Origin of the sequence: Acetobacterium bakii (assembly GCF_001263355.1) — a bacterium.
Classification (GTDB): domain Bacteria; phylum Bacillota; class Clostridia; order Eubacteriales; family Eubacteriaceae; genus Acetobacterium; species Acetobacterium bakii.
This window is the reverse complement of sequence record NZ_LGYO01000011.1, coordinates 23,896-50,554: the sequence shown is the minus strand read 5'-3', so window position 1 is coordinate 50,554 and position 26,659 is coordinate 23,896. Positions and strand designations below refer to the sequence as shown.

30 protein-coding genes are annotated in these 26,659 nt (G+C 42.0%); 1 reads left to right on the top strand and 29 read right to left on the bottom strand.

Annotated elements, in window-relative coordinates:
- Nucleotides 1-172 precede the first annotated feature (172 nt).
- From rlmD to AKG39_RS05335, 13 genes are all read right to left on the bottom strand, one after another.
- Nucleotides 173-1,531 (bottom strand): 23S rRNA (uracil(1939)-C(5))-methyltransferase RlmD, encoded by a 1,359-nt coding sequence (gene rlmD / locus AKG39_RS05385; RefSeq protein WP_050739346.1) that lies wholly within the window; start codon nucleotides 1,529-1,531, stop codon nucleotides 173-175.
- Nucleotides 1,532-1,611: 80 nt separating this feature from the next.
- The gene (locus AKG39_RS05380) at nucleotides 1,612-2,211 is read right to left on the bottom strand and encodes a TetR/AcrR family transcriptional regulator C-terminal domain-containing protein (protein WP_050739345.1); all 600 of its coding nucleotides are present in this window, start codon (nucleotides 2,209-2,211) and stop codon (nucleotides 1,612-1,614) included.
- 291 nt (nucleotides 2,212-2,502) lie between these two features.
- Nucleotides 2,503-4,464, bottom strand: coding sequence for a YhgE/Pip domain-containing protein (locus tag AKG39_RS05375; RefSeq protein WP_050739344.1), 1,962 nt, complete (start codon nucleotides 4,462-4,464; stop codon nucleotides 2,503-2,505).
- A gap of 372 nt (nucleotides 4,465-4,836) precedes the next feature.
- Entirely contained in the window at nucleotides 4,837-5,157 is a 321-nt protein-coding gene (gene trxA, locus AKG39_RS05370; RefSeq protein WP_050739343.1) for a thioredoxin, read from the bottom strand.
- Nucleotides 5,158-5,171: 14 nt separating this feature from the next.
- Complete coding sequence (locus tag AKG39_RS05365) at nucleotides 5,172-5,747, bottom strand: flavodoxin family protein (protein WP_050739342.1); 576 nt, start codon at nucleotides 5,745-5,747, stop codon at nucleotides 5,172-5,174.
- A 237-nt stretch (nucleotides 5,748-5,984) separates the two neighbouring features.
- Complete coding sequence (locus tag AKG39_RS05360; RefSeq protein WP_050739341.1) at nucleotides 5,985-6,479, bottom strand: hypothetical protein; 495 nt, start codon at nucleotides 6,477-6,479, stop codon at nucleotides 5,985-5,987.
- A gap of 96 nt (nucleotides 6,480-6,575) precedes the next feature.
- Nucleotides 6,576-6,737 (bottom strand): rubredoxin, encoded by a 162-nt coding sequence (rd, locus tag AKG39_RS19290; RefSeq protein ID WP_083439426.1) that lies wholly within the window; start codon nucleotides 6,735-6,737, stop codon nucleotides 6,576-6,578.
- A gap of 179 nt (nucleotides 6,738-6,916) precedes the next feature.
- Nucleotides 6,917-7,081 carry a DUF362 domain-containing protein gene (locus AKG39_RS19285; protein WP_083439425.1) on the bottom strand — a complete coding sequence of 55 codons (165 nt, stop codon included), beginning with the start codon at nucleotides 7,079-7,081 and terminating at the stop codon, nucleotides 6,917-6,919.
- Between the two features lie 67 nt (nucleotides 7,082-7,148).
- Entirely contained in the window at nucleotides 7,149-7,988 is an 840-nt protein-coding gene (locus tag AKG39_RS05355) for a PSP1 domain-containing protein (protein WP_050739340.1), read from the bottom strand.
- On the bottom strand, nucleotides 7,988-8,980 hold the full coding sequence (gene holB / locus AKG39_RS05350) for a DNA polymerase III subunit delta' (RefSeq protein ID WP_050739339.1): 993 nt from the start codon (nucleotides 8,978-8,980) through the stop codon (nucleotides 7,988-7,990). The genes AKG39_RS05355 and holB overlap by 1 nt, the downstream gene beginning before the upstream one ends.
- Before the next feature lie 29 nt (nucleotides 8,981-9,009).
- Complete coding sequence (locus AKG39_RS05345; protein WP_050739338.1) at nucleotides 9,010-9,300, bottom strand: putative signal transducing protein; 291 nt, start codon at nucleotides 9,298-9,300, stop codon at nucleotides 9,010-9,012.
- Nucleotides 9,293-9,988, bottom strand: a complete 696-nt coding sequence (locus tag AKG39_RS05340; RefSeq protein WP_050739337.1) for a dTMP kinase — start codon at nucleotides 9,986-9,988, stop codon at nucleotides 9,293-9,295. The genes AKG39_RS05345 and AKG39_RS05340 overlap by 8 nt, the downstream gene beginning before the upstream one ends.
- Nucleotides 9,978-11,426, bottom strand: coding sequence for an aminotransferase class I/II-fold pyridoxal phosphate-dependent enzyme (locus AKG39_RS05335; RefSeq protein WP_050739336.1), 1,449 nt, complete (start codon nucleotides 11,424-11,426; stop codon nucleotides 9,978-9,980). Before AKG39_RS05335 ends, AKG39_RS05340 begins: the two co-directional genes overlap by 11 nt.
- A 108-nt stretch (nucleotides 11,427-11,534) precedes the next feature.
- Here AKG39_RS05335 and trxA (AKG39_RS05330) point away from each other — a divergent pair, with 108 nt between their 5' ends.
- Nucleotides 11,535-11,861: a thioredoxin gene (gene trxA, locus AKG39_RS05330; protein WP_050739335.1), complete on the top strand. Its 327-nt coding sequence runs from the start codon at nucleotides 11,535-11,537 to the stop codon at nucleotides 11,859-11,861.
- Nucleotides 11,862-11,959: 98 nt separating this feature from the next.
- Here trxA (AKG39_RS05330) and metG read toward each other — a convergent pair whose 3' ends face one another.
- The 16 genes from metG to AKG39_RS05250 all read right to left on the bottom strand — a co-directional run bounded on the left by metG (nucleotide 11,960) and on the right by AKG39_RS05250 (nucleotide 26,657).
- Nucleotides 11,960-13,903 (bottom strand): methionine--tRNA ligase, encoded by a 1,944-nt coding sequence (gene metG / locus AKG39_RS05325; protein WP_050739334.1) that lies wholly within the window; start codon nucleotides 13,901-13,903, stop codon nucleotides 11,960-11,962.
- A gap of 53 nt (nucleotides 13,904-13,956) precedes the next feature.
- Nucleotides 13,957-14,799, bottom strand: a complete 843-nt coding sequence (gene rsmI / locus AKG39_RS05320) for a 16S rRNA (cytidine(1402)-2'-O)-methyltransferase (protein ID WP_050739333.1) — start codon at nucleotides 14,797-14,799, stop codon at nucleotides 13,957-13,959.
- A gap of 1 nt (nucleotide 14,800) precedes the next feature.
- Entirely contained in the window at nucleotides 14,801-16,189 is a 1,389-nt protein-coding gene (locus AKG39_RS05315) for an NAD(P)/FAD-dependent oxidoreductase (protein WP_050739332.1), read from the bottom strand.
- A 12-nt stretch (nucleotides 16,190-16,201) separates the two neighbouring features.
- Complete coding sequence (gene dnaB / locus AKG39_RS05310) at nucleotides 16,202-17,557, bottom strand: replicative DNA helicase (RefSeq protein WP_050739331.1); 1,356 nt, start codon at nucleotides 17,555-17,557, stop codon at nucleotides 16,202-16,204.
- A 14-nt stretch (nucleotides 17,558-17,571) separates the two neighbouring features.
- Nucleotides 17,572-18,021 (bottom strand): 50S ribosomal protein L9, encoded by a 450-nt coding sequence (rplI, locus tag AKG39_RS05305; protein ID WP_050739330.1) that lies wholly within the window; start codon nucleotides 18,019-18,021, stop codon nucleotides 17,572-17,574.
- The gene (locus AKG39_RS05300) at nucleotides 18,018-19,994 is read right to left on the bottom strand and encodes a DHH family phosphoesterase (protein ID WP_050739329.1); all 1,977 of its coding nucleotides are present in this window, start codon (nucleotides 19,992-19,994) and stop codon (nucleotides 18,018-18,020) included. The genes rplI and AKG39_RS05300 overlap by 4 nt, the downstream gene beginning before the upstream one ends.
- Nucleotides 19,991-20,944, bottom strand: coding sequence for a YybS family protein (locus tag AKG39_RS05295; RefSeq protein WP_050739328.1), 954 nt, complete (start codon nucleotides 20,942-20,944; stop codon nucleotides 19,991-19,993). Before AKG39_RS05295 ends, AKG39_RS05300 begins: the two co-directional genes overlap by 4 nt.
- 195 nt (nucleotides 20,945-21,139) lie before the next feature.
- Complete coding sequence (gene rpsR / locus AKG39_RS05290; protein ID WP_050739327.1) at nucleotides 21,140-21,367, bottom strand: 30S ribosomal protein S18; 228 nt, start codon at nucleotides 21,365-21,367, stop codon at nucleotides 21,140-21,142.
- Nucleotides 21,368-21,384: 17 nt separating this feature from the next.
- Nucleotides 21,385-21,825: a single-stranded DNA-binding protein gene (locus tag AKG39_RS05285; RefSeq protein WP_050739326.1), complete on the bottom strand. Its 441-nt coding sequence runs from the start codon at nucleotides 21,823-21,825 to the stop codon at nucleotides 21,385-21,387.
- An 11-nt stretch (nucleotides 21,826-21,836) separates the two neighbouring features.
- Nucleotides 21,837-22,124 carry a 30S ribosomal protein S6 gene (gene rpsF, locus AKG39_RS05280; protein ID WP_050739325.1) on the bottom strand — a complete coding sequence of 96 codons (288 nt, stop codon included), beginning with the start codon at nucleotides 22,122-22,124 and terminating at the stop codon, nucleotides 21,837-21,839.
- A gap of 148 nt (nucleotides 22,125-22,272) precedes the next feature.
- Entirely contained in the window at nucleotides 22,273-22,899 is a 627-nt protein-coding gene (locus AKG39_RS05275; RefSeq protein WP_050739324.1) for a stage II sporulation protein M, read from the bottom strand.
- Nucleotides 22,900-22,907: 8 nt separating this feature from the next.
- Nucleotides 22,908-23,102 carry a DUF951 domain-containing protein gene (locus AKG39_RS05270; protein ID WP_050739323.1) on the bottom strand — a complete coding sequence of 65 codons (195 nt, stop codon included), beginning with the start codon at nucleotides 23,100-23,102 and terminating at the stop codon, nucleotides 22,908-22,910.
- The gene (locus tag AKG39_RS05265) at nucleotides 23,092-23,964 is read right to left on the bottom strand and encodes a mechanosensitive ion channel family protein (protein ID WP_050739322.1); all 873 of its coding nucleotides are present in this window, start codon (nucleotides 23,962-23,964) and stop codon (nucleotides 23,092-23,094) included. The genes AKG39_RS05270 and AKG39_RS05265 overlap by 11 nt, the downstream gene beginning before the upstream one ends.
- 9 nt (nucleotides 23,965-23,973) lie before the next feature.
- Nucleotides 23,974-24,618, bottom strand: coding sequence for a CvpA family protein (locus AKG39_RS05260; protein ID WP_050739321.1), 645 nt, complete (start codon nucleotides 24,616-24,618; stop codon nucleotides 23,974-23,976).
- Nucleotides 24,615-25,709, bottom strand: coding sequence for a hypothetical protein (locus AKG39_RS05255; protein WP_050739320.1), 1,095 nt, complete (start codon nucleotides 25,707-25,709; stop codon nucleotides 24,615-24,617). Before AKG39_RS05255 ends, AKG39_RS05260 begins: the two co-directional genes overlap by 4 nt.
- Before the next feature lie 51 nt (nucleotides 25,710-25,760).
- On the bottom strand, nucleotides 25,761-26,657 hold the full coding sequence (locus tag AKG39_RS05250) for a ParB/RepB/Spo0J family partition protein (protein WP_050739319.1): 897 nt from the start codon (nucleotides 26,655-26,657) through the stop codon (nucleotides 25,761-25,763).
- Nucleotides 26,658-26,659: the final 2 nt, after the last annotated feature.

Here is a 26,659-nt window from a genome sequence, read left to right as displayed (position 1 = left end):
TGTACAACTTCTATATCATTGCTCACTTTCATCACCTACTTTCAAATTCTTATTTTGCTATATCCAATCTGCCTTTTAAGACATATTCCTATGGAGCCATAAATCATATTTCAAGGCTTAGACTTTCTATTCATAAATCTTCGAACCCTTTATTTACAGGCTTTCCCAACCCTTAGCTATCTACCCTTGTTATCAAACATACTGTCTCGACATGCCCGGTATGGGGAAACATATCCACGCACTGAACCTTTTGAACGCGATAGCCCGCTTCCACAAAAAATGGCAGATCCCGGGCTAATGAGGTGGCTTTACAGGATACATACACAAACATTTTTGGTTTGAAATTTATGATTTTAAAAATCGCCTTGGGATGAATCCCCTCTCTGGGTGGGTCTAAAATAATCACATCGGCCTTGTACGCGAGATTGTCCACCTCTGCCATTACATCCCCGGCAATGAACTTACAGTTGCTAAGGCCATTTTTCTGAGCATTAGCCGTTGCTGCGGTGACGGCTTCTGGGACCAGCTCAATACCTACGACTTTTTTGGCCGCCGGGGCCAACACCTGAGCAATGGTTCCGGTGCCGCAATAAAGGTCATAGATCACCTCATTTTGTTCTTGGCCCACAAAATCCCGGATCACCGCATAGAGTTTTTCAGCCCCTAGGGTATTGGTTTGAAAAAAAGAGAAACTGCTGATTTCAAAAGTCAATCCTAAAATCTTATCTTCAATTTTATCCTCGCCATATAAAACCTTTAAGGTTTCAGCCTTAACCACATCTGCAACCCCATCATTTTGGGTATGAAGGATCCCCCTGATCTGACCTTGCAATGACAAATCTGTCAGGGTTTTAACAAACCCCGCTTCGTTTAAGCTGCCCTGGGTAGTGGTGGCGAGATTGATTAAAATATCGCCGGTGTTTTTTCCCTTTCGCACCACCAGATGCCTTAAAAAACCGATGTGACTGCGTTTGTGAAAATAGCTTTCTTCGGTCTCAGCAAAAAATTCAAGTGCGGCCTTTTGAATTTTATTAAAATCTTCATCGGTAATTCGGCATCCGTCGGTTTTAACAATATTGTAAAAGCTGCCCTGCTCATGGAGTCCCAGCATCAGCGGGCCGTCTTTTTCGTTGTTGCCAAAAGAATATTCCATTTTATTGCGATAGCCAAACACTTCCGGACTGGGTACGATGCCTTGGTATTCAAACCCCTGAATGCCGGTTTCTTCAAGCAGCGTGAGCACATAGCTTTCCTTTAATTTTAATTGCTCTTCATAGCTTAGATTTTGGTAGGTACAGCCTCCGCATTTTGAAAAAACATCACAGGGTGCTTCAATTTCGTTGGGCGCTTTCTCCAGAACTTTTAAAATTTGACCTTCATATTTTTTCCGGCTTTTTTTCATCCGAACCAATACCTTTTGACCAGGGATGCCATTCTTCATTATTATCTTCTTTTCATCTGCCATTCCCCATGATTTTCCAGGAAAAATGACACCCTCTATGTTTAACTCTACCACTTCATCTCTTTTCATTATGGACTCCTTAAAATTTATGTAAATCGATTCATCAATTGAGGGTGCAGTAAATAAACTGAACCTCTTTTAATCCTTTTTTACAATTTGGATAATTCTTTAAAATACCGGGTAACCGCAAACACCCGTACGCCGTTAATAATTTCTTTTATATTCTTTGTAATCTCATCCGGGGTCATTTTCATCCCATTTTGAGCCCAGCCAATGATCATTCCCACCACTCCGTAAGATAAAAATTCGGCTGTGAATGTTTCTTTCGCGGGATTCATCGCCTGAATTATTTCTGGGTTCATTTTCGAATGACGTGTTAAGTGTTCAATCATTTCAGTGAAAATCTCTTTTGTCGCTGAAAATAAATAATTTTGAAATTCTGTACCATCAATATCATTTAATGTAGTTTGATAAAAATCAGCATCTTTTTTCATAATCGACAAAAGTTCCAGCACTTTCAGGTCCCAATTATCAATGGTAAGATCTTTAGTGATCACTAAAACCGCTTCCTGATAAACGATCCAGTTGATCAGATCATATTTATCCTGAAAATGATAATAAAAAGTCTGCCGATTAAGCCCACATTGGGCGGTAATCTCTTTAATTGTAATCTTTTCAAAGCTCTTGTTTTTAAGAAGATCCTTAAATCCCTTTGCTATGGCTTTTTTCGTAATTAATGATTCTGACAAGCTCCAACACCTCTTGATGTTTTTGAAAATAATTATATCATTTCAAGCCTCTCAAATCAAGAAAAGCACCTTAAACCAGTTTTTCCTGATTTTCGACGACCGTAACCTCCTATAACGCAAAAAGAACCCTGCTATAGAGCAGCGTTCTTAGGTTGTCGACAAACCCGTCCCGGGGACAATGGTAAATCGTTGTCGGCTGCATGCTCGCACAGGCTAACGCCTGTTCGCCATGATGCCGACAACTGATGTTACGATTGTCCCCAGGACTTACTTTTTATTATATTTAGAGTATTAAACGGTAATTTGACAAACCTCTTTTTCGGTTTTTTTCTTTTTAAAGACCGACAAAAGGATCGTCGCACTAAAGAAAACAAGAAGGTAGCTGACAAGAATCATAAAGCTATACCAAAAATCACTTGAGATGGCACCGGTAATGGCATCTTTAAAAATGATTACTGAATAGGTCATGGGCATAAATGGATAGAGCACCTGGAAAAATTTTGGTACCGTCTCAATGGGAAACGTTCCGCCACAGGAAGTTAACTGAAGAATGAGCAAAGTCAGTGCCACAAACTTTCCTAAATCACCCATTTGAACAATACAAAACTGAACAATTGCCAGAAATACCATGGATACCAAACAAACCGATACAAAATAGAAACCCACATGAGCAATCTCTAAACCTAATACATATTTGATGATAGTTCCCAAAAGGATTGCCTGAGCAAGACCAAGAAGTAAATAGATAAAGCTTCTGGCTGTTTTATTGGGACTTTCTCGAGATAATATTTTGAATTTTTGATCCGGGTCAAAATAAATACCAAAGAATATGATAAGGGCACCAACCCACAGTGAAAGCGACATAAAATAGGGTGAAAAATAGGTCCCGTAATTTGCAATTGGATCGATAACTTCACTTTCAACCGTAACCGGCGCGCTGACAAAATCACTGAGCCCGTTTAATTTTGCGGCATCGGTATTGGCGTTGACAACCGCTGTGGCCACGCCATCCTGAGCCGTGTCAATTCCTCCATTGAGTTGTTTCTGCCCGTCTGCCAGGGTTGTGGCACCATCCGCCAGGGTCGTGGCACCATCCGCCAGGGTTGTCACCCCATTTGCCAATGTAGAAGCCCCGGTTGAGATACTGTCGGCGGCTGTATCTAATTGACTGGCTGCACCACTCACTGTTGCAATTCCGTTATTAAGGGTATCGGTTCCATCGGCAAGGATTGCCGCACCTGTAGCTATCGTCTCTGATGCACTGCTCAACTGAGTTCCGGCATTTTCCAGTTGAAGAATACCATTTGCGTTATCGCTAGAGGACATATTTTGGATAAAACCGGCAAATTGGGGATCATTCATGAGCTCTGGATGAGCCTGAACAAAGGACGCAATAAAGGCAGAGGTTTGATTAACATTGCCAATCAGTTCGTCTACCCCAGCGGTGTATGTTTGTATGCCTTCATTTAATTGGGTTGTTCCCCCAGATAATGCCTGGGCACCATTGCTAACCTGATCTGATCCGCTTTTCAGAGTATTAATTCCGGTATTAAACTCTGAAAACTTTGAAGCAAATTCAGAAGTCCCTGATTTAAGAGTCTGTGATCCGGATGCCAATGCCTGGGTCCCTGATTCCAGAGACTGGGTTCCGGATGCCAGCTGCTGCGACCCTGACACCAACGCAGAAGATCCCCCCGAAAGGGTTGTTAAACCATCATTCAAGGTTCCCAATTGACCGGGGACTTCTGCCACTTGATTCGTTAGGTTTTGGACAATTTCACCTGAAATACTTTCTCGCAGGCTGGTTTCCATTTCGATCTCTGCCCTGCCTAAAATCTGACTGGCAAGATAATTCCGCTTTTCATTTGGCGAAAAGACAATGGTTGCGGTTTGTTTTTTAAGATCCGCCGCCGAAGCAATATCTGTTGAAAAATTATCGGGAATCATAATCATGGCATAGTAATCGGAAGCTTCAGTACCGGTGATCGCATCTTCCTCATTGGTCACACTATACTTAAAGGTACCATCCTTTGTTAATTCTTCCAGAAATTCATTTCCCAGATTTCTTTCCTGATTATTGATGACCGCTCCCGTATCATTATTAACTACCGCAACCGGTAAATTATCCAGCCTCGAATACGGATCCCAAAATGCACTGAGATAGAAAAAGCTATACATCAAGGGAATAATAATAACCCCGATAATAACAACAATTTTGACAATATTAGCTTTGTTTATAATTTTTTTATTCATTCGTTCGCTCCATTCTTTTGCTTTATGGAGTATAGCACTGAGTTAACCTATTGTAATTAAACGATTGTCTTTAAATGTCGGGAATTTTTACATATTCATCACTTTGTCTAAAATGAAAACGATCTCCTTATTTTATTTAAGTTTTAATAATTGAATCCATAAAAAAAGACCGCTTCGTTGAAGTGGTCTGAGACTGTTGCCAAACACATAAAGCAGTACCGACAATTTATTACATCGTGTTGTGTGCATCAAGGCGAACAGTCCTTAGACTGTACGAATTGAAGCATACAACTGATTAATAATTGGTCGGTACGGTAGTTTATCGACAATCGGAGATCATTTCATTGAAGTGGTCTTTTCTAATAAACTGACTTAGCCTGCGTAATAGTTTAATTTTTCCACTAAGACACTCTTTGTTTGAAGACCCACAATGGTTTCGACAGGCTCTCCATTTTTAAATATTTTCATGGTTGGAACACTCATAACCTTATATTCTCTGGCCAAGCTTTGATTTTGATCAATATCAAGTTTTAAAATTTCTGCTTTTCCCTTTGTTTCAGTAGCGACTTCCTCTAAAATTGGAGTCAATGCTTTACAGGGACCACACCATGTCGCAAAAAAATCCACCAGTACAACGCCCTTGCTTTGTATAACAAGTTCTTTGAATTCATTTTCATTAATGATTTTAGCCATTTTATTTCCTCCTTTTATTTTTCCATTTTGTTCGCAATTGTATTTACTTTGTCCCCAAGAGCTTCCAATGCTTCCAATGATTTTTTATTTTTCATAGTCCCAACATCATCCGTGTGAGAAAACCCAACAAAGCCAATTTCATCACAGCTCAGGGTTTTTTTATACCATTCCAGGGTATTATCAATGGCCTGGAACTGACGAGGGTAATGTGGTGCACCGCCTAGGGCGATAACCACTAGTTTTTTAGGTTTAATAATTGATTTATCTTTTAAATTATAAAGCATTTGTGTTCGATCGATGATCGCTTTGATCTTTGACGGAAGGGCACTGAAATATACCGGACTTGCAATAATTAACAAATCACAGGTTTCAAACTTTTTATAAATCTCTGTCATTGCATCATCTTTAATGACACACTCACCCTGATGAGGTATGCAATAATCACAAGCTTTACATGGTTCAACTCGTACTTTATTTACATTAAAGATATTAACTTCATGCTTGCCTTTGATCTGACTTAAAAAAAAGTCTAGTGCCTTTTCCGTATTATGTCCATTGCGATGGCTTCCCATAATAGCAACAATTTCCATAGTAAACACCCTTTCCTTTTATAATATTCTTATTATACCCGATTAATGAGAAAAAAACAGTCTCTATTTTCAACTTATGGTTTTTAGCTTTTTAAGTTTTTTATTCCCATCTATCCAAACTACAAAAAAGAAAAAAACCAAGGCCGTGTGAAAGCACTTGGTTTTTTCTAAAAACTTTGAAAGAGGGTAACTTGTTATGACTAAATAATACCCTATCATCCTTAAGCTTCCCTTAAGCTATTCTATTTTGACCTGTTTTTTTAAAGAATCATAGAATTTTCCTGAAAATTGGACTTTTGCACAGCAAATTTTTCCCTGTCGCATAAAGTGAAGTGCATATTTTCGCTTTCCTTCAATATTTCCCAATGTGAAATTCCGTGTGGTGCCCTCAACTTTTTTTGAATCCCTCAACAAAATCAGCTCATTAATCTCATTCATACCAATATCGGCGACTTCCTTTTTCCAGAAAAATATTTTCCGAATAATTTTTAACCGATCATGGGTCAAGGTCATTTCGTAGGTGGTGGTAATGAAGCGAAGTGACAATAAAAAGGCTACGATCATCACCATCAATGCCACAACACCGATCATTGTTTTCAGTTGGTAATTATCCATTGCATTCATCACCTGGTTGTATAGAAAAGTGTACCCGATGATCACCGCAAACAGAATCACCATTGCCACCAAGTTTAATTGTTTGGCTTCCAGGGTTTCTCGCGCTTTTACTGCCATAGTGCCTCCAGTATTTAAGATTGATCTTTATTATAACCCAATAAATCCATAAAAAAAAGAGCCTCGGCTCTTTTTTTCAACTCTTTTTACTGATTGTCAGTCTTCAGGTGAGAAGTCTTCTTTAGAAACCCCACATAAAGGACAAACCCAATCTTCTGGGATATCTTCAAAAGAAGTTCCTGGTGCTACGCCGTTGTCTGGATCCCCAACTTCTGGATCATACACATAACCACAAACATCACATACATATTTTTGCATTTTCTTCCTCCTGTGGATATAAAAAATATCCATTCTTTTTATTTTAGGTCTGGGGTATGATGCGCCCCACTTACAAGCATTTTATCAGGTTCTGAGACAGTAAAAATAGTGTTATGGGATAAAAGACAAAGACACCTTTTAGCGTAATCCAAAAGGTGTCTTTTTTTGTTTGCTGCTAATTATTCAACAATTGCTTCTACTGGACATTGTTCTGCACAAGTGCCACAATCAGTACATTTAGCTGCGTCAATAACGTAGATATCGCCTTCGGAAATTGCTTCTACTGGACATACGTCCATGCAAGAACCACAAGCAATACATTCATCTGTAATTTTATAAGCCATTGAAAACCCTCCTTTTATCATTAAGAACATTCTTATTATAACCTTTTTTGTCTCGAAATCAAGATGATTATTTGTCTTTTTTTGTTTTTTCAAACTTTTTTACTTCAATTTCCTCTAATTTATACTTTTTAACCTCGGTTTCATCTTTACTAACCTGAATTTTAACGAAAACGGTTTCTTCGAGAATGCTGAGCTTAAATACCTCACCTTCGCCGTCTGCGGTAATAACCCGTTGTCCCACCCTGGGTAGCTTTTTTGAAACATCTTCATAAAACTCCTGTTCATAGGTCAGACAACATAAAAGCCGCCCGCAGATCCCTGAAATCTTAGTCGAATTTAAGGAAAGGTTTTGTTCTTTGGCCATTTTAATGGATACCGGTGTAAATTCACCAAGCCATTGTGCACAGCAAGTGGTTCGTCCGCAGACGCCCAGGCCTTTAAAGAGTTTTGCCTCATCCCGGACCCCGATTTGTCTTAGTTCAATACGAACTTTAAAGATTGATGCCAAATCTTTTACCAGCTCGCGAAAGTCAACCCGACCATCAGCGGTAAAATAAAAAATCGCCTTTTTATGATCAAAGGTATATTCCACATCAATAAGCTTCATTTCAAGCTTATGCTTTTTTGCCTTGGCTATGAAAATATCCTTCGCTTCGGCTTCCTTCGCTTTTAATTTTTCGAAATCTTTGGTATCCTTTTCAGTTGCCTTGCGGATCACCGGCTTTACCGGTGCAACAATCTCCTCTTCGCCCACTAAGCGTTTTGCCAGAGCAATCTCGCCATATTCAATCCCGCGGACTGTTTCAACGATTACCGGATCAAATTGATTCAATTCAAATTCCAGTGGATCGAAGTAATATATTTTTCCAACTTTTTTAAATCGTACACCGACGACTGATTTTTCCATTAGTTGTATCCTTTCTGAATTTCCATTATTTTAATGAAAGTCATTTCCCATTGCAGTCTTAAGTTAACATTATATTGTAGAATTGCCATCATTTCAAACAAAGTTTTCAAGATAGCTTCATTCTTTTCATTATTCAGTATTTTCAGGTAGGCGATATGGGCTTCATCCGGCTGTTGTCCCTCAGCCAGCTCAAAACTTTGCAGCAGCAATCCCACCTCATAAAACCATTGAATTAAAAAACCCAGCCGCTCTTCACTCAGGGCCTTATCTTTTGATAAGCTTTCCGCCAGTGCAAAGACCTTAAGTTCATCGCCTTTTAAAAGATGGTAAACATCTCTTAAAAAAAGTTTTCGTTCATTTTGAATGTCACTGTTCGCCAAAAGGTAAAGGCCCATTCCCGGGGAACCGCCGGATTGATGCAGCACCCCATTAATGGCCGCGCTGTCATATTCTGTTTCTGCTTTAAGAATCGCTGCCACAACCTCATTGTTCAGCGGATGAAAATAATAGCTCTGACAGCGGGAACGAATCGTGGTCAGAATGGATTGCGGATGGGTCGTCAACAGCACAAACAAATTGTAGCTTAACGGTTCCTCAAGGGATTTAAGTAGACTGTTTTGAGCTTCCGGTGTCATGCAATCAGCATCATCGATAATGATCATCCGCAGATCTCCGGTATAGGGCTTAATTGACAGCTTCCCGACCATTTCCCTGACCTGGGTAATCTTTATGGTTGTTTCGCCTTCTTTGGGAGTAATCACCTGAACATCGGGATGGTTGCCATGATCAATTTGGCTGCACACCGAACACCGCCCACAGGGTTTATTTTCAGTCGCCGTACAAAGTAGGCTCTTGGCAAACTCTAAAGCGGTTTTCTTTTTTCCGACCCCATTAATGCCTGTGAACAAATAGGCGTGACTTACTCCACCTGATAAGATTTCTTTTTTCAGGTGTTCGGTAATGGTGTGATGTCCTTTGATTTTTTCAAGCATTCCTCTTCCCTTTCATGAAGTCCCTTTATTTAATGGGATTTTTTTTCTTTTTCTTCTTCCATCCATAATTCTTCATCCAGTTCAGCGCTGAATTCCTCATAATCCAGAAGTCTAACGGCCTCGTCATAGTCACTTTCTTTTACAAACACTTCGATATGGGCAGGTGTGAAATTCCCCATAAAAATACTGCGAATGGGACCGCCAAAGCCTTTTTCCCGGGTAATCACCGGAATGCCGTTAGCACTTAAATAATTTTTCAACAATACCATATCGATATCCGAGTTCGCCATTGTTAAATATGTATATTGATCTTCAAGCATCGGTATTATCCTCCTTGATGTTTAAATAATTCCAAATTTCTTCATGTATATCTTCAATGCTCCTGAGCTCCCCTTTACTAATGCAGCGAATCTCAATCCAGGCGTATTCATCAACCAGTGCCAAAGCACTCATATAGGCATCGTTTAAATGTTCCGGGCTTTTTTCATGAATATCCTTTTCAGCATTTCCGGTCATTTTATTTTTGCGGTTCTCGATCAGCTTCTGATTGACCGCCGGGGGAATGTTTAAAAAGAAAACCTGATCTGGTATCGGTAAACCAAAGAGCTTAAATTCATAGTCCCAAAGCCACGCCAAAAATTGTTTGCGCGCGTGGGAATCCCTTATTTTTCCCGCCTGATGAACCATATTAGAAGTGGTATAGCGGTCCATTAAGACGATTCCGCCATTATTCAAGAATACCTCGTAATCTTCTTTATATGAAGCATAACGATCGGCGGTATAAAAAGTTGAGGCAATATAAGGGCTTACATCTTCGGGGTTCTCCCCAAAGGCACCGCTGAGGTATAATTTTACCATTGCCGAGGATTCTTTATCATACCGGGGATAGGAGATCGTCATGACCTTTTGGCCGGCTTCCCTGAATCGCTCATAAAGGCGTTTGGTTTGTGTTTCTTTGCCGCAGCCATCGACGCCTTCGATGACAATGAGTTTTCCTTTATGCTTCATTCCTAGCTCCTTCTTCCTTAAGTAACAGCAATTCCCTGTTTTCATGGATGCCAACCACTGCCACACTATTATCAATAAGCTGATTTAAACCATCAATGATTTTCTGGCTGATCCTGCTTCCCGGCAGCAGTACCGGAATTCCCGGGGGATAGGGTATAATAAAATCCCCGGCCAGACGATTCACTGCTTCTGCCAGCGGTATACTTTCTTTTTCATTGCTGTAAAGGGCCTGCCACAGCGGCATTTCTGTTTTAATCGAATCTTTAAATAAAACAGTTTCTGTTCGGTGCTTATCTTGAACAGTAGCTTTACCGGAAAATCCATCCGACATTATTTTTTTATTCAAATCCGCAATCCCCAGGATTAAGGCGTTAATATCGGCTGCGGTGGTTCCCATCCCGGTCATGGCCAGGACATGATTATTACCGGACATCTCACATTGGATCCCATGGGTTTTTGAAAGCAGTTCCTCCACCTGGTCTCCGGCAATCCCCTGGGTATGAAACAGCCATTTGCTCCGATCATAACCGGTGCTTGACGCATCATCCGCATAAAGGGTTATTGGCACATTGGATCCCTGCTTGTCACAGAAATTCTGATGCGCATCTATTATCATCTTAAATACCCCGGAACCTTTTTCATAAGCGCTATCCACCGCTTCTTCCACGGAAATCATCAGGGGATAACTGGGTGATGAACTTTGCAGCAGAGCCAGAAAGGACTTTACCCGTTGGCGATTGATTCGGCTTCCCTGGAAATGAATCAATGAACTCTGGGTCAGCGATCCCAAAATTTTATGGGTGCTTTGGATGCTGATATCAGCTCCGGCGGCCATAGCATCAAGAGGCAGCGCATCGTTAAAATGAAGATGTGCGCCATGAGCTTCATCCACAATCAGAAATTTTCTCTGCCGATGCAGAAAACCGGCAATGGCTTTCACATCACTGGTGGTGCCGTAATAGGTGGGATTGGTTAAAACCATTCCGATACTGTCGGGATATCTTATAATGGCTTCCTTAACACTGGCCAGGGTTATTTCCCTGGCGAAACCCATGAGCTTGTCAAATTCCGGGGTTATAAACACTCCTTCGATACGTCCCAGGGCCAGAGCTCCAAAAACAGAGCGATGACAGTTGGTCGGAATAATGAGTTTATCTCCCGGACAGCAGGCCCCCAGAATGGCGCTGTGAATACCTGTGGTGGTGCCATTCACCAGCATGGCCGCCTCGTCACTGCCATAGATCGCAGCTAATTTCTGCTGTACCTGAGCAATGATTCCCTGGGCATCGTGAAGGTTATCCGCCCCTGGTATTTCCGTAATATCATAATTGAAAATATTAAAGTCTTCTCCACGACCCTTATGTCCCGGCATGTGAAAGCGACTGTGATTCTGATTATTCAGACCATCTAATTGTTTTTTTAAAATACTTTTCTTCATGCTTCTATTCTAACACAAAGCCCTTTCTTAATTATAGAAATTTATCTTTTATCTTTCTTAATCTTGCTATATAATGGTTGAACACTTTATAAAAGAGGAGAAATGCAAATGGCAAATGAAAAAATAGTTACTATCAACATGGAAAATTTTAATACCGAAGTCTTATCCTTTAAAGGGTCTGTTATGTTGGATTTTTGGGCAGAATGGTGCGGTCCCTGTAAAAGCCTTGCGCCCATTGTGGACGAAATTGCCCTTGAACTGGGCGACGGCATGAAAGTCTGTAAAGTAAATGTGGATGAAAACCAGGTTCTTGCCCAGGAATTTCGAGTGATGAGCATCCCAACCGTTGTTTTCTTTAAAGATGGTGAAGCGGTCAAGCGTTTTGTGGGAGTTCAGGATAAAAAGGACTATCTCGACACCATGAAAAGTCTATAAATTTCAACCCAAAAACCATTCATAAAAGCCTGGCAAACCACAAGTCAAATTGACTTTGGTTTGCCAGGCTTTTTTATATCTTTTTATTACTGGTTTTGCTAGGAGACTTTTCCTCCTGAGGGAATCCCGTCCACGGTGACCAATGAAAGCTTTTTACCCTTGGTTGCGGCTAAGATCATGCCATTGGATTCCAACCCCCGGAGATTTACAGGCTTTAGGTTTGCCACTAAAATCACGGTTTTTCCAACCAGTTCTTCAGGTTTATAATATTTCGCAATTCCTGACACCACCTGGCGTTTTTCCTGTCCCACCATTAATTGGAGCACCAATAAACGGTCCGCATCCGGATGGGCTTCACAGGCCACAATTTCGGCCACACGAAGTTCTACCTTGGCAAAGTCATCGATGGTGATCAGGCCTTCCGGGAGTTCTGCCTGTTCGTCCTTTGTCGGTATTTCTTTTTTAGCGTCCTGTTTCGTCACTTTTTGAGGCGCCGCTTCTTTTTTCTCCAACTCAATTCGGGGGAACAACACCGCCCCGCGTTCCACTTTAATCCCTTCTGGATAACCGCCAAAGGCCTGGATACTTTCCCATGTCAGCTGATCGGGAGGACAGTTTAACTGGTTTGCCACCTTTTTCGCTGTTTCCGGCATGGCGGCTGAAATCAGCACCGTCACGATTCTTAGACATTCGGTGAGGTTGTACATCACCTGGGCCAGTCTTGGCTGCTTTGACGGATCTTTCCCCAAAACCCAGGGCTGTGTTTCGTCAATGTACTTATTTGACCGGGATATGAGTTTCCAGACTTCTTCCAGGGCCCGGCTGAAATCAAGCTTATCCATATATTCACTGACGATACCCGGTGTTTTCTCGGCTAATGCGATGATCTCATCATCAAATTCCCCGACTTCCCGTTCTTTGGGAATGACCCCGTCAAAGTATTTTACGGTCATGGCCAGGGTGCGGCTTAATAAATTCCCTAAATCGTTGGCCAGATCCGAATTAATGTGACTGACCAACAGGTCTTCGTTGTAAACTCCGTCGGAGCCATAATTCATTTCCCGAAGCACATGGTAACGCAGGGCATCAACGCCATATTTATCGACTAATACCACAGGATCCACAACGTTACCCACAGATTTCGACATTTTTCCGCCTTTTAGCAGAATCCAGCCATGGCCGTAGACCTTTTTAGGCAGCGGTAATTCCAGGGCCATCAGAATAATCGGCCAGTAAATGGTATGGAAGCGGATGATATCTTTTCCCACCAGATGCACATCCGCCGGCCAGTATTTATCCATCAGGTTCGGTTTGTCATTGAGATAGCCCAGGGCCGAAATATAGTTGGGAAGGGCATCAATCCACACATAAACCACGTGCCCGGGATCAAAATCCACCGGCACTCCCCAGGTAAATGAGGTGCGGGACACACAGAGATCCTGGAGTCCCGGCTTAATGAAATTGTTGATCATTTCATTTTTTCGGGATTCCGGCTGGATGAAATCAGGATTTTCCTCAATGTATGATAGCAGTCGATCCGCATATTTTGACATTCTGAAAAAGTAGGCTTCTTCCGAGGCTTTTTCCACAGGTCGTCCACAATCCGGGCAATTCCCATCGACCAGCTGGCCTTCGGTCCAGAAGGATTCACAGGGGGTGCAATACCAGCCTTCATAGTTGGATTTGTAAATATCCCCCTGGTCGTGAAGCTTCTTAAAAATGCGCTGAATGGTTTTTTCATGTTCTGGATCCGTTGTCCGGATAAACTGATCGTAATCGATGTTCATGGTATCCCACAGGGTTTTAATACCTTCCACAATGCCATCCACATAGACCTGTGGTGCCACACCGGCTTCTTCTGCGACCTTTTGAATCTTCTGCCCATGTTCGTCAGTTCCGGTTAAAAAGTAAGTATCATAACCTTTGAGCTTTTTAAACCGGGTAATGGTATCCGCGGCCACCGTAGTATAGGTATGTCCGATGTGGAGACTCCCACTGGGATAATAAATCGGGGTTGTGATATAAAATGTTTTGTCTGACATAATTTCTCCTTTTTTATGTTTTCTTAGCTAATTGCAAAAAAAACACAAATATTTTATCGCTTTATGGCGTTATAAACATCTCGTTTGGATAAGCCGCGATCCTTGGACACCTGTTTCATGGCATCTTTTTCAGGCATCCCATCGGTGATGTAGACTGCCAAGTGCTCTTCCAGGCTCATGGCATTGAGATCCAGATTTTGCCCCGGGGTCCCTTCTTCCGGGGTTCTTCCTTCAATACAGAGCACATACTCCCCTCTGGGGGTATGTTCGCTATAATAGTCCTGGTGGTCCTTTATGGTGCCGTATTTGCTTTCCTCAAAACGTTTGGTGATTTCCCGGGAAATGCTCATCTGGCGATGGCCTAAATCATTATTTATCAAAATATCAATGGTTTTGGTTAAACGGTGCGGCGATTCATATAGAACCGCGGTTACCTCGGATTCTTTTATCCGCTTCAATCCTTCGTTAATGGCTTTATTCTCTTTTCCCAGAAAGCCTAGAAAAAGGAACTGCCGGGTATCCAAACCCGAAAGCACCAACCCGCAAAGCCCGGCGTTGGGTCCGGGCACCACCTCCATGGCGATGTCCTGGGCGACACAGTTTTTCACCAGCACCGATCCCGGATCGGAAATCAGGGGCATGCCCGCATCAGAAATCAGGGCAATGTTCTGTCCCTGTTTCAGCAGCTCAATGAGACCTTCGCTGGAATGTTGTTCATTGTGTTGGTGGTATGCCACCATTTTTTTGTGAATTTCAAAGTGATTGAGCAGCTTGATGGAGTGCCTGGTATCTTCAGCGGCAATGAGATCCACTTCTTTAAGGATTCTCAATGCGCGAATGCTCATATCATCCAGATTGCCAATGGGCGTGCCGACTATATAGAGTTTTCCTGACATCTTAGTCGTTATAGAGGTTTCTGGCAACAAAAACCCCATTGGCCGAAGCCTGCATCAGGCCCCGGGTTACTCCGGCACCATCCCCCAGAACATAGAGATTTTTCACACTGGATTGGAAGTTTTTATCGACTTCAACCTTGTTTGAATAAAATTTCACTTCCACGCCATAAAGCAACGTTTCATCGCTGGCAAGGCCTGGTGACACATGATTCAGGGCTTGAATCATTTCATCAATATCCTTCATAATCCGATAGGGCAATACCAGGCACAGATCTCCGGGAACCGCATCCATTAAAGTCGGCCGGATATTATTTCGCATCAGGCGCTCGGCGGTGGTCCGTCGGCCCCGAAGAAAATCACCATAGCGCTGAACCATGATTTTATTCCCGGTCAGCATATTTCCCAGACCGGCAATGTGTTTCCCGTAAGCAATGGCTTCCTTAAAAGGTTCGGTAAAACTCTTAGAAACCAATAAAGCAAAGTTGGTATTGTCGGTTTTTAAATTTTCCGATTTATAGCTGTGGCCATTGACAACGGCTAAATCATTGTCATAATTTTCGGTGGAAACAACCCCGCCGGGATTGGAACAGAAAGTCCGGACGCTGTCATCAAAGGTTGGCGTGTAATACACCAGTTTGCCTTCATAAAGAGCATCATTGATTTCCTGCATCACCTCGTTGCGCGTTTCCAGACGAATGCCGATATCAACTTTTCCGACCATGGTTTTCACCTTATAATCGTCACACATGGCTTTAAACCATTCGGAACCATCCCGACCCACAGCAGCAACGACCTTGTCCGCCAGATAGGTCTCGCCTTTGGCAATGACACCGGTAACCTCATTGTTTTCAACAATTAAACTCTGCACCGGGGTTCTGAATTTAATCTCAATTCCCAGATCGTTGAGTAAATGATTCTGGATCCGTTGATAAATGGTGTAGCCCACCTCGGTGCCCATATGGCGGATGGGGCACTCGATGAGTTTTAAATTGCTCTGAATGGCTTTGGTGCGGATATCCCTTATTTTTTCAGGATGATCCAGTCCGTGGACCCGCTGATCCGCACCGAAATGAAGATAAATATCATCGGTATATTTGATTAAATCAACGGTTGCCTGATAACCAATGTATTCCGGAAGCTCCCCGCCGACATCTGGTGACAGCGACAGTTTTCCATCGGAATAAGCCCCGGCGCCGGCAAAACCGGTGGTAATATTGCAGGGTTTACACCCCACACATACCCCGGTTTTTCGTTTGGGACAAATCCGTTTTTCAATGGAATTCCCTTTTTCCAGCATCAGTATTTTTAAGTCTTTATCATTTTTAGCCAGTTCCATGGCAGTAAAAATACCGCCCGGTCCTGCTCCGATTATAATAACGTCATATTTCATTTTTTACTTCCTTTAATTATAAGAACCCGAACCGTAGTCATCGTCACCGAAGCCTACCGCCAGATCATTGAATTTCGTATATTCCGGAATCCAGGCCAGCTTGATGGTGCCGGTGGGACCATTACGCTGTTTGGCAATATTTACCTCGGCGATATTTTTTAGTTCCGGGTTTTTATCATAGTAAAATTCCCGAAATAATAACATCACCACATCCGCATCCTGCTCGATGGATCCGGATTCACGTAAATCCGACATCACCGGATGATGGTCAGCCCGGGCATCCGGGGCCCGACTGAGCTGGGATAAGGCGATGACCGGAGCCTGCATTTCTCGGGCCAGGGCTTTGAGCCCACGGGACATTTCTGAAATTTCGTTTTGACGGTTTTCGGATTTTCCGCCGCCGCCCATAAGCTGGAGGTAGTCAATCACAATGAGATCCAGGGCCTTCTCGGTTTTTAAGCGCCGACACTTGGACCGCACTTCAGAAATGGTTATCCCAGCGGTATCATCAATAAAAATATTGGCCCCGTAAAGGGTGTTGTATCCCACCACAATTCGTTCCCAATCTTCTTTGCTCAGGTTCCCGGTGCGGACGTTATTACTGTCGACCAGGGATGTCGCACACAACATTCGCTGGACCAGCTGTTCCTTCGCCATTTCCAGACTGAAAATGGCCACCGAACGGTTGTCCTTGATGGCGGCATTCTGGGCAATATTCAGGGCAAATGCGGTTTTACCCATGGATGGCCTGGCCGCAACAATAATAAGGTCCGAGGCCTGGAGTCCTGATGTAATGGTGTTTAGCTCCGCAAATCCGGTTTCAATGCCAGTGAGTTTGCCCTTATTGCTTTCAATGGCTTCGATTTGTGAAAGAGTAGTGCCCAGGGTTTCCTGAATGCTCTGGAAATCCCCGGTCCGCCGTCCCTGTGACACTTTAAAGATTTCCTGTTCAGCCCGTTCAATGACATCCCCAACCTTGTCGTACTGACCGTAGCTTTCTTCCAGAATATGGGTTGCGGTGTGAATGAGGCTGCGAATCACTGATTTTTCATGGACGATTTGACAATATTCAAGGTAGTTTCGATGAATTGGCACCATCTCAATGAGTTCACTGAGATAGCCAATCCCCCCGATGGTGTCAAGCACACCCCGATTTCTCAGCGCATCCATCAGGGTGACCATGTCAATGGGCTTGCGCTCATTGTGAAGATCCAGCATACTTTTATAAATTTCACGATGCGCGCCCCGATAAAAATCATCAGGGGTTAAAAACTCATCAGCCCGGCTAATATTGGACTCTTCCATGAGAATAGCGCCTAAAACCGACTGCTCTGCCTCGATGTTATGTGGCGGTACCTTAGGATTCATCACAGCTTTTTCTCCTAGGCTTCGCCTTCAACAACAATGGTCAGTGTTCCAATGACCCCTTGATAAGTTTTCACTTTTACCTCAATGCGACCCACATTTCGGATCGGCATTTCAAGTTCGACCTTACGTTTGTCAACCTTAATCCCAGTGGCTTTTTCCAGGGCTTCAGTAATGTCTTTACTGGTAACTGAACCAAAGAGCTTGCCATCTTCGCCAGCCCGTTCGGTGATCTTTATTTCTGTTTCATCCAGAACCTTTGCCAAGGCAACCGCTTCTGCCCGTTCTTCTTCGAGACGTTTTGAGTCATCAATCTTAGCCTGTTCTGCAATTTTTACATTTTCCCGATTTCCGATGATTCCTTTTTTTGTTTTAAGCAGGAAATTTCTGCCGTAACCATCCTTAACCTCAACAATATCACCTTTGTTTCCAACATTTTTAACATTTTCCAATAATATAACTTTCATTTCGTTTCATTCTCCTTTTTGTATTTTTCAATGGCTTCCAGAACCAATTCTTTTCCTATTTCCAAATTACCTTCACCGGGAATCTGAGCGCCGGCAATGGCTAAATGTCCGCCGCCGCCTAATTTTTCCAGGATCAGCTGAACATTGACTTCACCCATGGATCGTCCGCTGATGGCTAATCCCTCGATGTTTTTTAAAATTATAAACGATGCCACAATCCCTTTAATATTCAGAAGTTCATCCGCTGCCTGAGCAGCAATCAGTTTCCCGTAATCGGTATTGTTCTCAAAGGTCGAAATGGCAATGTTGTCATAATAAATCTTGGCGTTTTTCACTGCATCGGATTTTGCGGTATAGGTGTTAAGGTCATCCTGTAACAGAATTTTACTGATAATGGTATCTGCACCTTTCCGCTTTAAGTAGGAAGCCGCTTCAAAGGTTCGCACCCCGGTTTTTAATGTGAACATCTTAGTATCCATACACATCCCGGCCATCAATGCATTGGCCTCCACCGCATTCATGAGATTCTTCTCATCAAAGTACTGGAGCAGTTCCGTTACCAGTTCGCAGGTTGATGAGGCATAGGCCTCGGTATAGGTCATCAGAGTGTTCTCGATGGATTTGCCGGAACGTCGGTGATGGTCAATGACCACAATTTTTGCCATATCCTCGATCAAACCCGGGGATTCCAGATAACTGACGGTCTGGGTATCTAAAATAATCAGCAGGGTATTTTTTTTATTGTAAGCCTCTGCTTCTTTTGGGGTAATAAAGGCATCCTGATAATCTTTGTTTTCCAAAAGATAATCAAACAGCGATTTTATGGAATAATTAATTTCCTTTATCACAATTTTACCCTCTTTGCCCAGAGCTTTACACGCTCCCAACAAACCCACGGCACTGCCCAGACAATCCATGTCAGGATTTTGATGTCCCATTAAAAGAATCTGGTCAGCTTCCTTCATGAGTTCTTTAAGTCCATAGGCTTTCACCCGGGCCTTAACCTTGGTGCGTTTTTCCGTGGCTTCGGTTTTCCCGCCATAGAAGGACATTTTTTCATCCTGGCGCACCACTGCCTGATCCCCGCCCCGGGCCAGAGCGATATCAAGGGCGGCATGGGAGATCTCCTGAGATTCTTTGATGCCCAATATTTTTTCGGAAATTCCGATCCCAATGCTTAGGGTAATGGGAATTTTTTCATCGTTTTCGATTTCCCGAACCGCATCCAAAATTTGAAAGTTCTCCTTTTGAAGGGCACAGATTTTTCCCCGTTCAAAAATCATGAGATAGCGGTCTTTTTCATATTCGATAATAACACTGCCCAGTTTTTTTGCCCATTCATTAATTTTAAGATCAACTTTTCCGAGAATCTCCGAGCGCTTATGACTCGGAAATTGCTCAATAATCTCATCATAGTTATCAACGACAATATAGCAAAACAAAGGGGATTTTTTGCGGTACAGTTCTTTTTGCCGACTTTGCTCGGTAACATCAAAGAAATGGAGCAACTCAAAGCTGTGGACCGAATCGGTAAAGGCATTGGTCACAACTCCATAGTCCCGGTCATCGTGATGAAAGGTAAAATCTTCCTGTTTCACCGCTTCAGTTAAATTGAATTCCAGTTCTTCGACGATATTTTTTTTAAACAAAGCTTCTTTTTCTTTTTTAAAGGCTTTTCCGAAGGCTTGATTATACCAGTAAATAATCCCGTCACCATCGACAATCGCCATGGATATGGGCATTTCATACATGCGTTCCTGGTTAATTTTATCTAAATCGCTGTAGATTTCATCAATGGCTTTATTAATTTGAATTTCATCCCGGGGATTGCTTTTTTTGTAAAAAATAAATAGCGTCAGGAAGATCATCAAACCGAAAATACCCAGATAAATATTGTAAAATCCGATCAGTATCGACAAAACAAAAACCGAAATAATGGCAAAACGAATTAATGTTTTTTTGTATTCTTTCATTTGGCCTTGCTCCCTTCATGAAAAATCTTACGAATCTCCATATAGGTATCCGCTACGCCAATCATGGTTACGATAAATTGCAAAAGCAGTGCAATCATAACGACGACCACTTTTAGAGCCTTATTATCCTGTTTTTTGTATTCCATAAAGTCGAAAATCAGGGAAAGTCCCATCACAAAATAAACCAGATACACTAAATTCATAATGTTAACCGTATAGATTTCGGGAATTGCGGTCACCTGAAAAATATCCAGTATAAACGAGCCCATCAAAAGCATAAATAAAAAGTATTTAAGGGATTTCGGCATCTGCCATTGCGCCAGGGGTTTAATCCCTTGCACTGAATACCGCAGGCGCTTTAAAATCCCATCAGAGATTGCCACATTGGCGAAGCTAAAAATCAGGGGAATCAACAGCATGGCTGTGGGAATGATCATTTTCATATTGATCATTTGAGCATTCATGGTTTCTTTTGCCGCGGACAACTGGTTAGTATCCATAATGCCGCTGGTTTCATATAGAGTTATTGCTTCCTTGGTACTGGTTTCAATCAGCTGGAAAAAGTCTGCGGTAAAACTCACACCCATAAGAAACTGATAACTCGCAATCAATGCAATGACCACTAACCCAAAACCAAGATAACCCACGGTTATTTTAATAAAAGGACTGCCATTCCGATGATACGTATAACCCAGGCTGCAGCCCACAACTAATAAAAGGGCTCCAAATGATAGGGCATTGATGGGTCCTAAAAACAAAGCAATAATAATGGTTGCCGCCACACTTGCAACCAGACTGACTTTCAGTCCCTGCCGTTGTCCCAGGACGATTATCGGAACCGGAATAAACAACATTAATATCGCAATAAAAGGGACGTAAAAGCAGGCAAGTGCAAGAATGACTGCCAATGCACAAAACATCGCGCCCTCTGTAATTCCTCGTGTTTTCATTGAACCTCCAAATGGATTAAATACAGATTTATAATCAGAAACGACTTAATTAGCAGTTCCCAGTTTAACTTGTATATTATATCACAATAATGTTAAATGCCCATCTTTTTTTCCCATGTCAGCCAGATGGAAAGCCGAATACTAAAAAAGCTGCCCACCCAGATTTTTTCTGGACGAACAGCTTAAAATTGCTTCTTAGATGTTGGCTGTATATGGTAACAGTGCAACATTTCGTGCCCGCTTGATAGCTTCGGTCACTTTTCTTTGATGCTTGGCACAGGTACCGGTAGCACGTCGTGGTAATATCTTACCACGTTCAGAAATAAATTTCTTAAGTGTTAAAACATCTTTATAGTCAACCTCTGTTACTTTACGTTCACAGAATTCACAAACTTTTCTTCTTTTTTTAAATGGTTTTGGCATTGTTTTTTCCTCCTATCTTAAAAAGGTACATCATCATCGTCAGCCATTAGGTGGAAATCTTCATCCAACCCCATTGCTGACATATTGTTATCTGATCGTGGTGCCGGAGCTTGTTGGTATCCACCGGTTGATTCTTTTCGGTTGGATGATGACAAGAATGTGATCTCATCGGCAACGACTTCCGTCACATAGCGTTTTTGGCCATCCTGTGCATCGTAACTTCTTACCTGTAGTCGTCCTGACGCACCGATTTGGCTTCCCTTTGACAAATATTGACCTGCCAGTTCAGCTTGTTTCCCCCATACCACAATGGGTACAAAATCCGCTTCTTTTTGACCGTCTTTGTTTTTAAAACGACGATCAACAGCTAGGGTAAAAGTGGCTACCGCTTTTCCTGTTGTGGTGTTCTTCACATCAGGATCCCGGGTTAGTCTTCCTACTAAAATTACTTTATTCACAGAAATACCCCCTATTTCTCTTTTTTAATAACAATACTACGAATAAATGGTTCGTTAATTTTGTATAAATGATCAAGTGCATCCAAAACTGAGTTTTCAGCACTGAATTCAACTACAACATAGTATCCTTCTGAATACTTTTTTTCAATTTCATAGGCTAATTTTCTTTTGCCCCATTCATTGACATTTTCTACAGTACCATCTGCTTCTATGATGGTCTTTACTTTACCAATTAATTCTTCAACGATTTCTTTTTCAAGATCCGGTTTTAATACAAATAATGTTTCATATTTTCTCATTCCATTTCACCTCCTCATGGACTATGGCTCACTTTTCCAGCGAGCAAGGATATCAGCTTTTAATTATATCATATCTTCAAAACTACACAAGGTTTTTATGAATTTATTTTTAATACCTTCTCCTGCCACTCGGTTCCCGGTATTTTTGTTATAGGAAAGCATTGAGCAGCAGTGGTGTTAAAAATGTTTCGATACCCGATGCGATGGCAAACAGAGGCAGCATCCAAAGCAAAAAGATCCGCAATACCGCAAGTATAGCTTGTTTAAATTCTCCGGGAACAGTCCGCCGCAAAATAACTTTCACTAATTTTTGACAAATATGAATGCCCAGAATGGTTCCTAAAACAAGCCCGGGTATTTCTAAGATGCCATGGGGCAATATTCCCGCTAAAAAAGGCACTAATCCAACGCCGTTACTCTGAAAAACCGCACCCATCACCCCAAGAATCATGGCATTGGAGATAAATGAAAAAATAGGCAAAAACAAAAATGGAATAAATCCCGATAGAATGATCATCCCTCCGGCCCGTACATTGTTGCCCAGTATTAATGCGTACAAAGCAAACCCACTGCTGTTTAAAATATCTTTTTCTTCAAAGAGCTTCAGAATTTCCTGGTAGTAGACATTTGCGATGTCCGGATTAAATGCAAACAACACGATACTGAACACCGTCAGTGTGATAAAAAGCCCCAGATAAATAAAAAACATCTGTTTAAGGTTTCTTGAAAAATAGTCAGCGGCATATTCCCATTGCAGATTAATAAAATTCAGCATAATCCTCCTCAAATGTCTTCTTTTATTATTTTTTTGATTTGTTTATTGAATTTGGAACGTTGCAGCATCACAATATGCCCGCAGCCCAGACACCTGATTTTGATATCTGCACCCAGCCGGATGATTTCCCACTGGAAAGAGCCACAGGGGTGTTTCTTTTTCATTTCAACACGATCGCCCAGGGCGTACTCTTTAATCTCCATTATTCTGCTCCTTGGATTCCTTATAAAAAACAACCGATTTATTATAGGGAATCTCAATGCCATTTTTATCAAACGCTTCTTTTATCTTTTGTCTGAGAATGATTTCCGCCTGAAATTTACCAGTCGCATCCTCGTCGGAGATAATCCGGATATTCATGCCTGATGGATCTAACCGCGTTACCCCAAGCACTTCCGGAGGGGTATTAAATAGATCCTCATGACTTTCAAAAACATCATGGCAAACGGTTTTGAGGATGTCTGTAACCTTATCTATGTTTTCTTCATAAGCAACACTCACATCAACCGCAGCCTTAATATGACCTTTTGAAAAATTGACCAGGCGATCAATTTTCCCATTATGAATGATAAATAAGCCGCCGGTAAATTCCCGCACCGTGGATGTTCTAATGCCAATTGATTCAACAATACCGTAATGTGATTCATCGATGGTAATGTAATCACCGACACTAAACTGATTCTCAAAGACGATTACAAAACCGCTCATCACATCTTCCACAATTCCCTGGGCGCCAAAACCAATGGCCAGAGTCCCGACCCCGGCGACTGCCAGCAATGACGCCACATCCATATATTGGCCGAGGATCATAATGATTGCCACAACCCAAATAGCGGCCCTGGCAAAGGTTTTAACAACCTTATTCAGGGTGACCAGTCGCCTGGCTTCTCTTGGTTCAATTCCCGGTTTATCGTCGTTGAAAACCCGATCGACGATCCCATATAGAATTCTTAAGCCTATAGCCACCGCCACTAAAATAACAATCGAAATAATAATCTTTTCTAAAAAATGCGATCCATCTATTTCCAGAATCATCGCATCAAAGCGATTCCATAAATTTTCCATAAAAACTCCCTAATTTAATCCTGTCAAATTCGCAACCCAGGGCGTCACTACTTCTATCAGAGCACTTCCTTCAAAGGTCGGTAGGTTTGTTGCCCCGCCGGTAAAGGTATTGATTGCGGTTATAACCCAGACCACAATTCCACATAAACAGATGCCCAGGACTAAGCCCAGGGCCAATCCCAACAATCGATTAAGCCCACCGATGATGGGGATGCGTGAAACACCACTAAACAACATTTGCAGTATTCCAATCACAATACCCGTCGCGAGCAGCAGCAGGAGAAAGCTGATACTTCTCGCAATTCCATAAACTAATGACTGGGTTAGTAGATCAACATTTTCAATGACAATGGTTTGGCCGCCAACCAGAATTGCCTGTCCCATTGTTGAATTGGCACTAACCGCCTGTTGGATGCCAGAATCGAAAAGTGCCTGAGCGACGCCATTGATGTTGACAGTTTCCATTAACCCATTGAATACCCCAAGGTTTAAAAGCCAGTCCGCTAAAACCGGGGAAAAAATCCAGGCAATTGCAAAAGATGCAATAAATCCCCCAAAACTAATCAGGGTTCTTATTGCACCTCGCTGATATCCAATGAGTCCTGAAATAATACAGACCAGGATAACAATATAATCCAGTGTGGTTAAACTCATTTCTTGTTCCTGTAATATTCTTCGATGTCGTCTTCATCAATAATTTTAATTTTACTGGTTTCCATGAAAAAAGATTTATCACCTTTTTCCTCTGGCTTGCTCGGCTCTTCCGGAATCTTTTCCATTTCATCGGGGTGGGTCATTTTCCATTCCGCTAAAAGTCGGGATTCCAATTCAGCGCCAACCTCGGATTTTTTATTGGCTGCAGACGCTTCAACAGCCTCTGTGGTTATGGCCTCTGCAACTGGGTTTTCAATGGGCGGTTCTTTAATAAATAATGGTTCGCTTTTCACGGTATCCGGTCCCAACATGCCACCGCCAAAGGCATCCTCAATGGTAACCTTAGGTACATAGAACGCTTCTTCACTCGGTTCATCATCGATATGAACTTCGGTCATCTTCACACTTTCCTGTTCGACGGGTCTGAAACCTTCATGTACACTTTCCTCTGAAAGCCGCTCCATTCCAATGCTTGGTTGCGGTTTTTTCTTGTCTTTTTTTCTCCATTTTTTCTTTTCTTTTTTCGCTTTTGAATCAAATTTCTCTTCTACCGCAACCTGTTCAACGGTTTCTTCTCGATACTTGCGTCCCAAAACTCGACCGATTGCCATTCCCGCAATTTGAAACAACACGGTTATTCCCAGAGCAATGCCGAAAAAAGCAAAGATCGATACATAGTCCCCAATCAATTGATAAATAAGACCATAGGGTAAATACCAGAATATTGTTGGTGCCGCGATAAATGAAAATTGATTCCAAATACTATTGGTATCCTGACCTGGCCAAAACAAAGATACCAGCGTTAGGGCAATCGTTAATAACACAATTGGCGTCAGCATGAAAAATATATATTTTAAGGCTCTTGGCTTTTCACCGGCATAAATATTCTTAAAGTTTTGCCCGAATAAAATTATCCAGAACAACCCCACTGCCGCTAGTTCAATGCTATTAAACAGATAATTGAATCCGCCTGTTCTGCCAATATAATCAAAAGCACTTTTAAAAAGTATAACTATGATTAAATATAAAATATTCCCAAGAATTGCTGCCTCGATGGCAGTTAAACGTCGTTTTCTTTTTATTTGACTCATAAGTTGTCTCCATTTCCTTGTTATTTAAATTCTGATTGCCACAGTCAATTTTCATTGATCATCTTTATTATATCCTAACAGGGCTAAAATCCGATCGAGTTCATCTAGCGAGAAATACGATAATTCTATTTTACCGCTTTTCCCATGGCTGCTAAAGTTAACTTTGGTGGCAAATCTTTTTTCCAAAGCATCCCTGATCTCCATGACATAAGCGCTGGTATCTACTTTTTTCTTTTGCAACGGTGAAACCATGCCTTCAATTTGCAGCTTCTTAATCCGTTTTTCGGTTTCTCTGACACTCAATCCTTTTTCCATTATTTCTTTGGCGAATGCTGTCATTTTTTCCGGTTCTTCCATAATCAGAATAGCTCTGGCATGGCCTGAACTAATCCGTCCCTGAGCAACATCATTTTGAATAGCTTCCGGCAATTTTAACAGTCTCAATGTATTTGCCACCGCCGTCCGACTTTTTCCAATCCGAATGCCAATCTCTCCCTGGGTAAGATTAAACTTTCCCATTAGGCCTTCATAGGCAAGCGCTTCTTCGATGCTGTTGAGGTCCTCTCTTTGAACGTTTTCGATTAACGCAATTTCCAGAACTTCTTCGGCCGGCAAATCTCTGACAATCACCGGAACATCCTTTAAGCCCACCATATTAGCCGCACGCCAACGTCGTTCGCCGGCGATAATAGTATATCCCTTACCATCCGGTTTTACAACCAATGGCTGAATTATCCCATGTTCCTTAATAGATGCCCCTAATTCTTCAAGTTTTCCCCGATCAAAGCTTTTTCGGGGTTGCTCGGGATTTGGTCGAATGTTGCTGGTTTTGACATGAAAAACCAGTTTTTCCACATCTAGTTCGAGATCCTCACCGTCAGCTGAAAGAATCACCTCATCGGGAATCAGCGCCCTTAATCCTTTTCCTAAACCTGTATTTTTTGCCATAT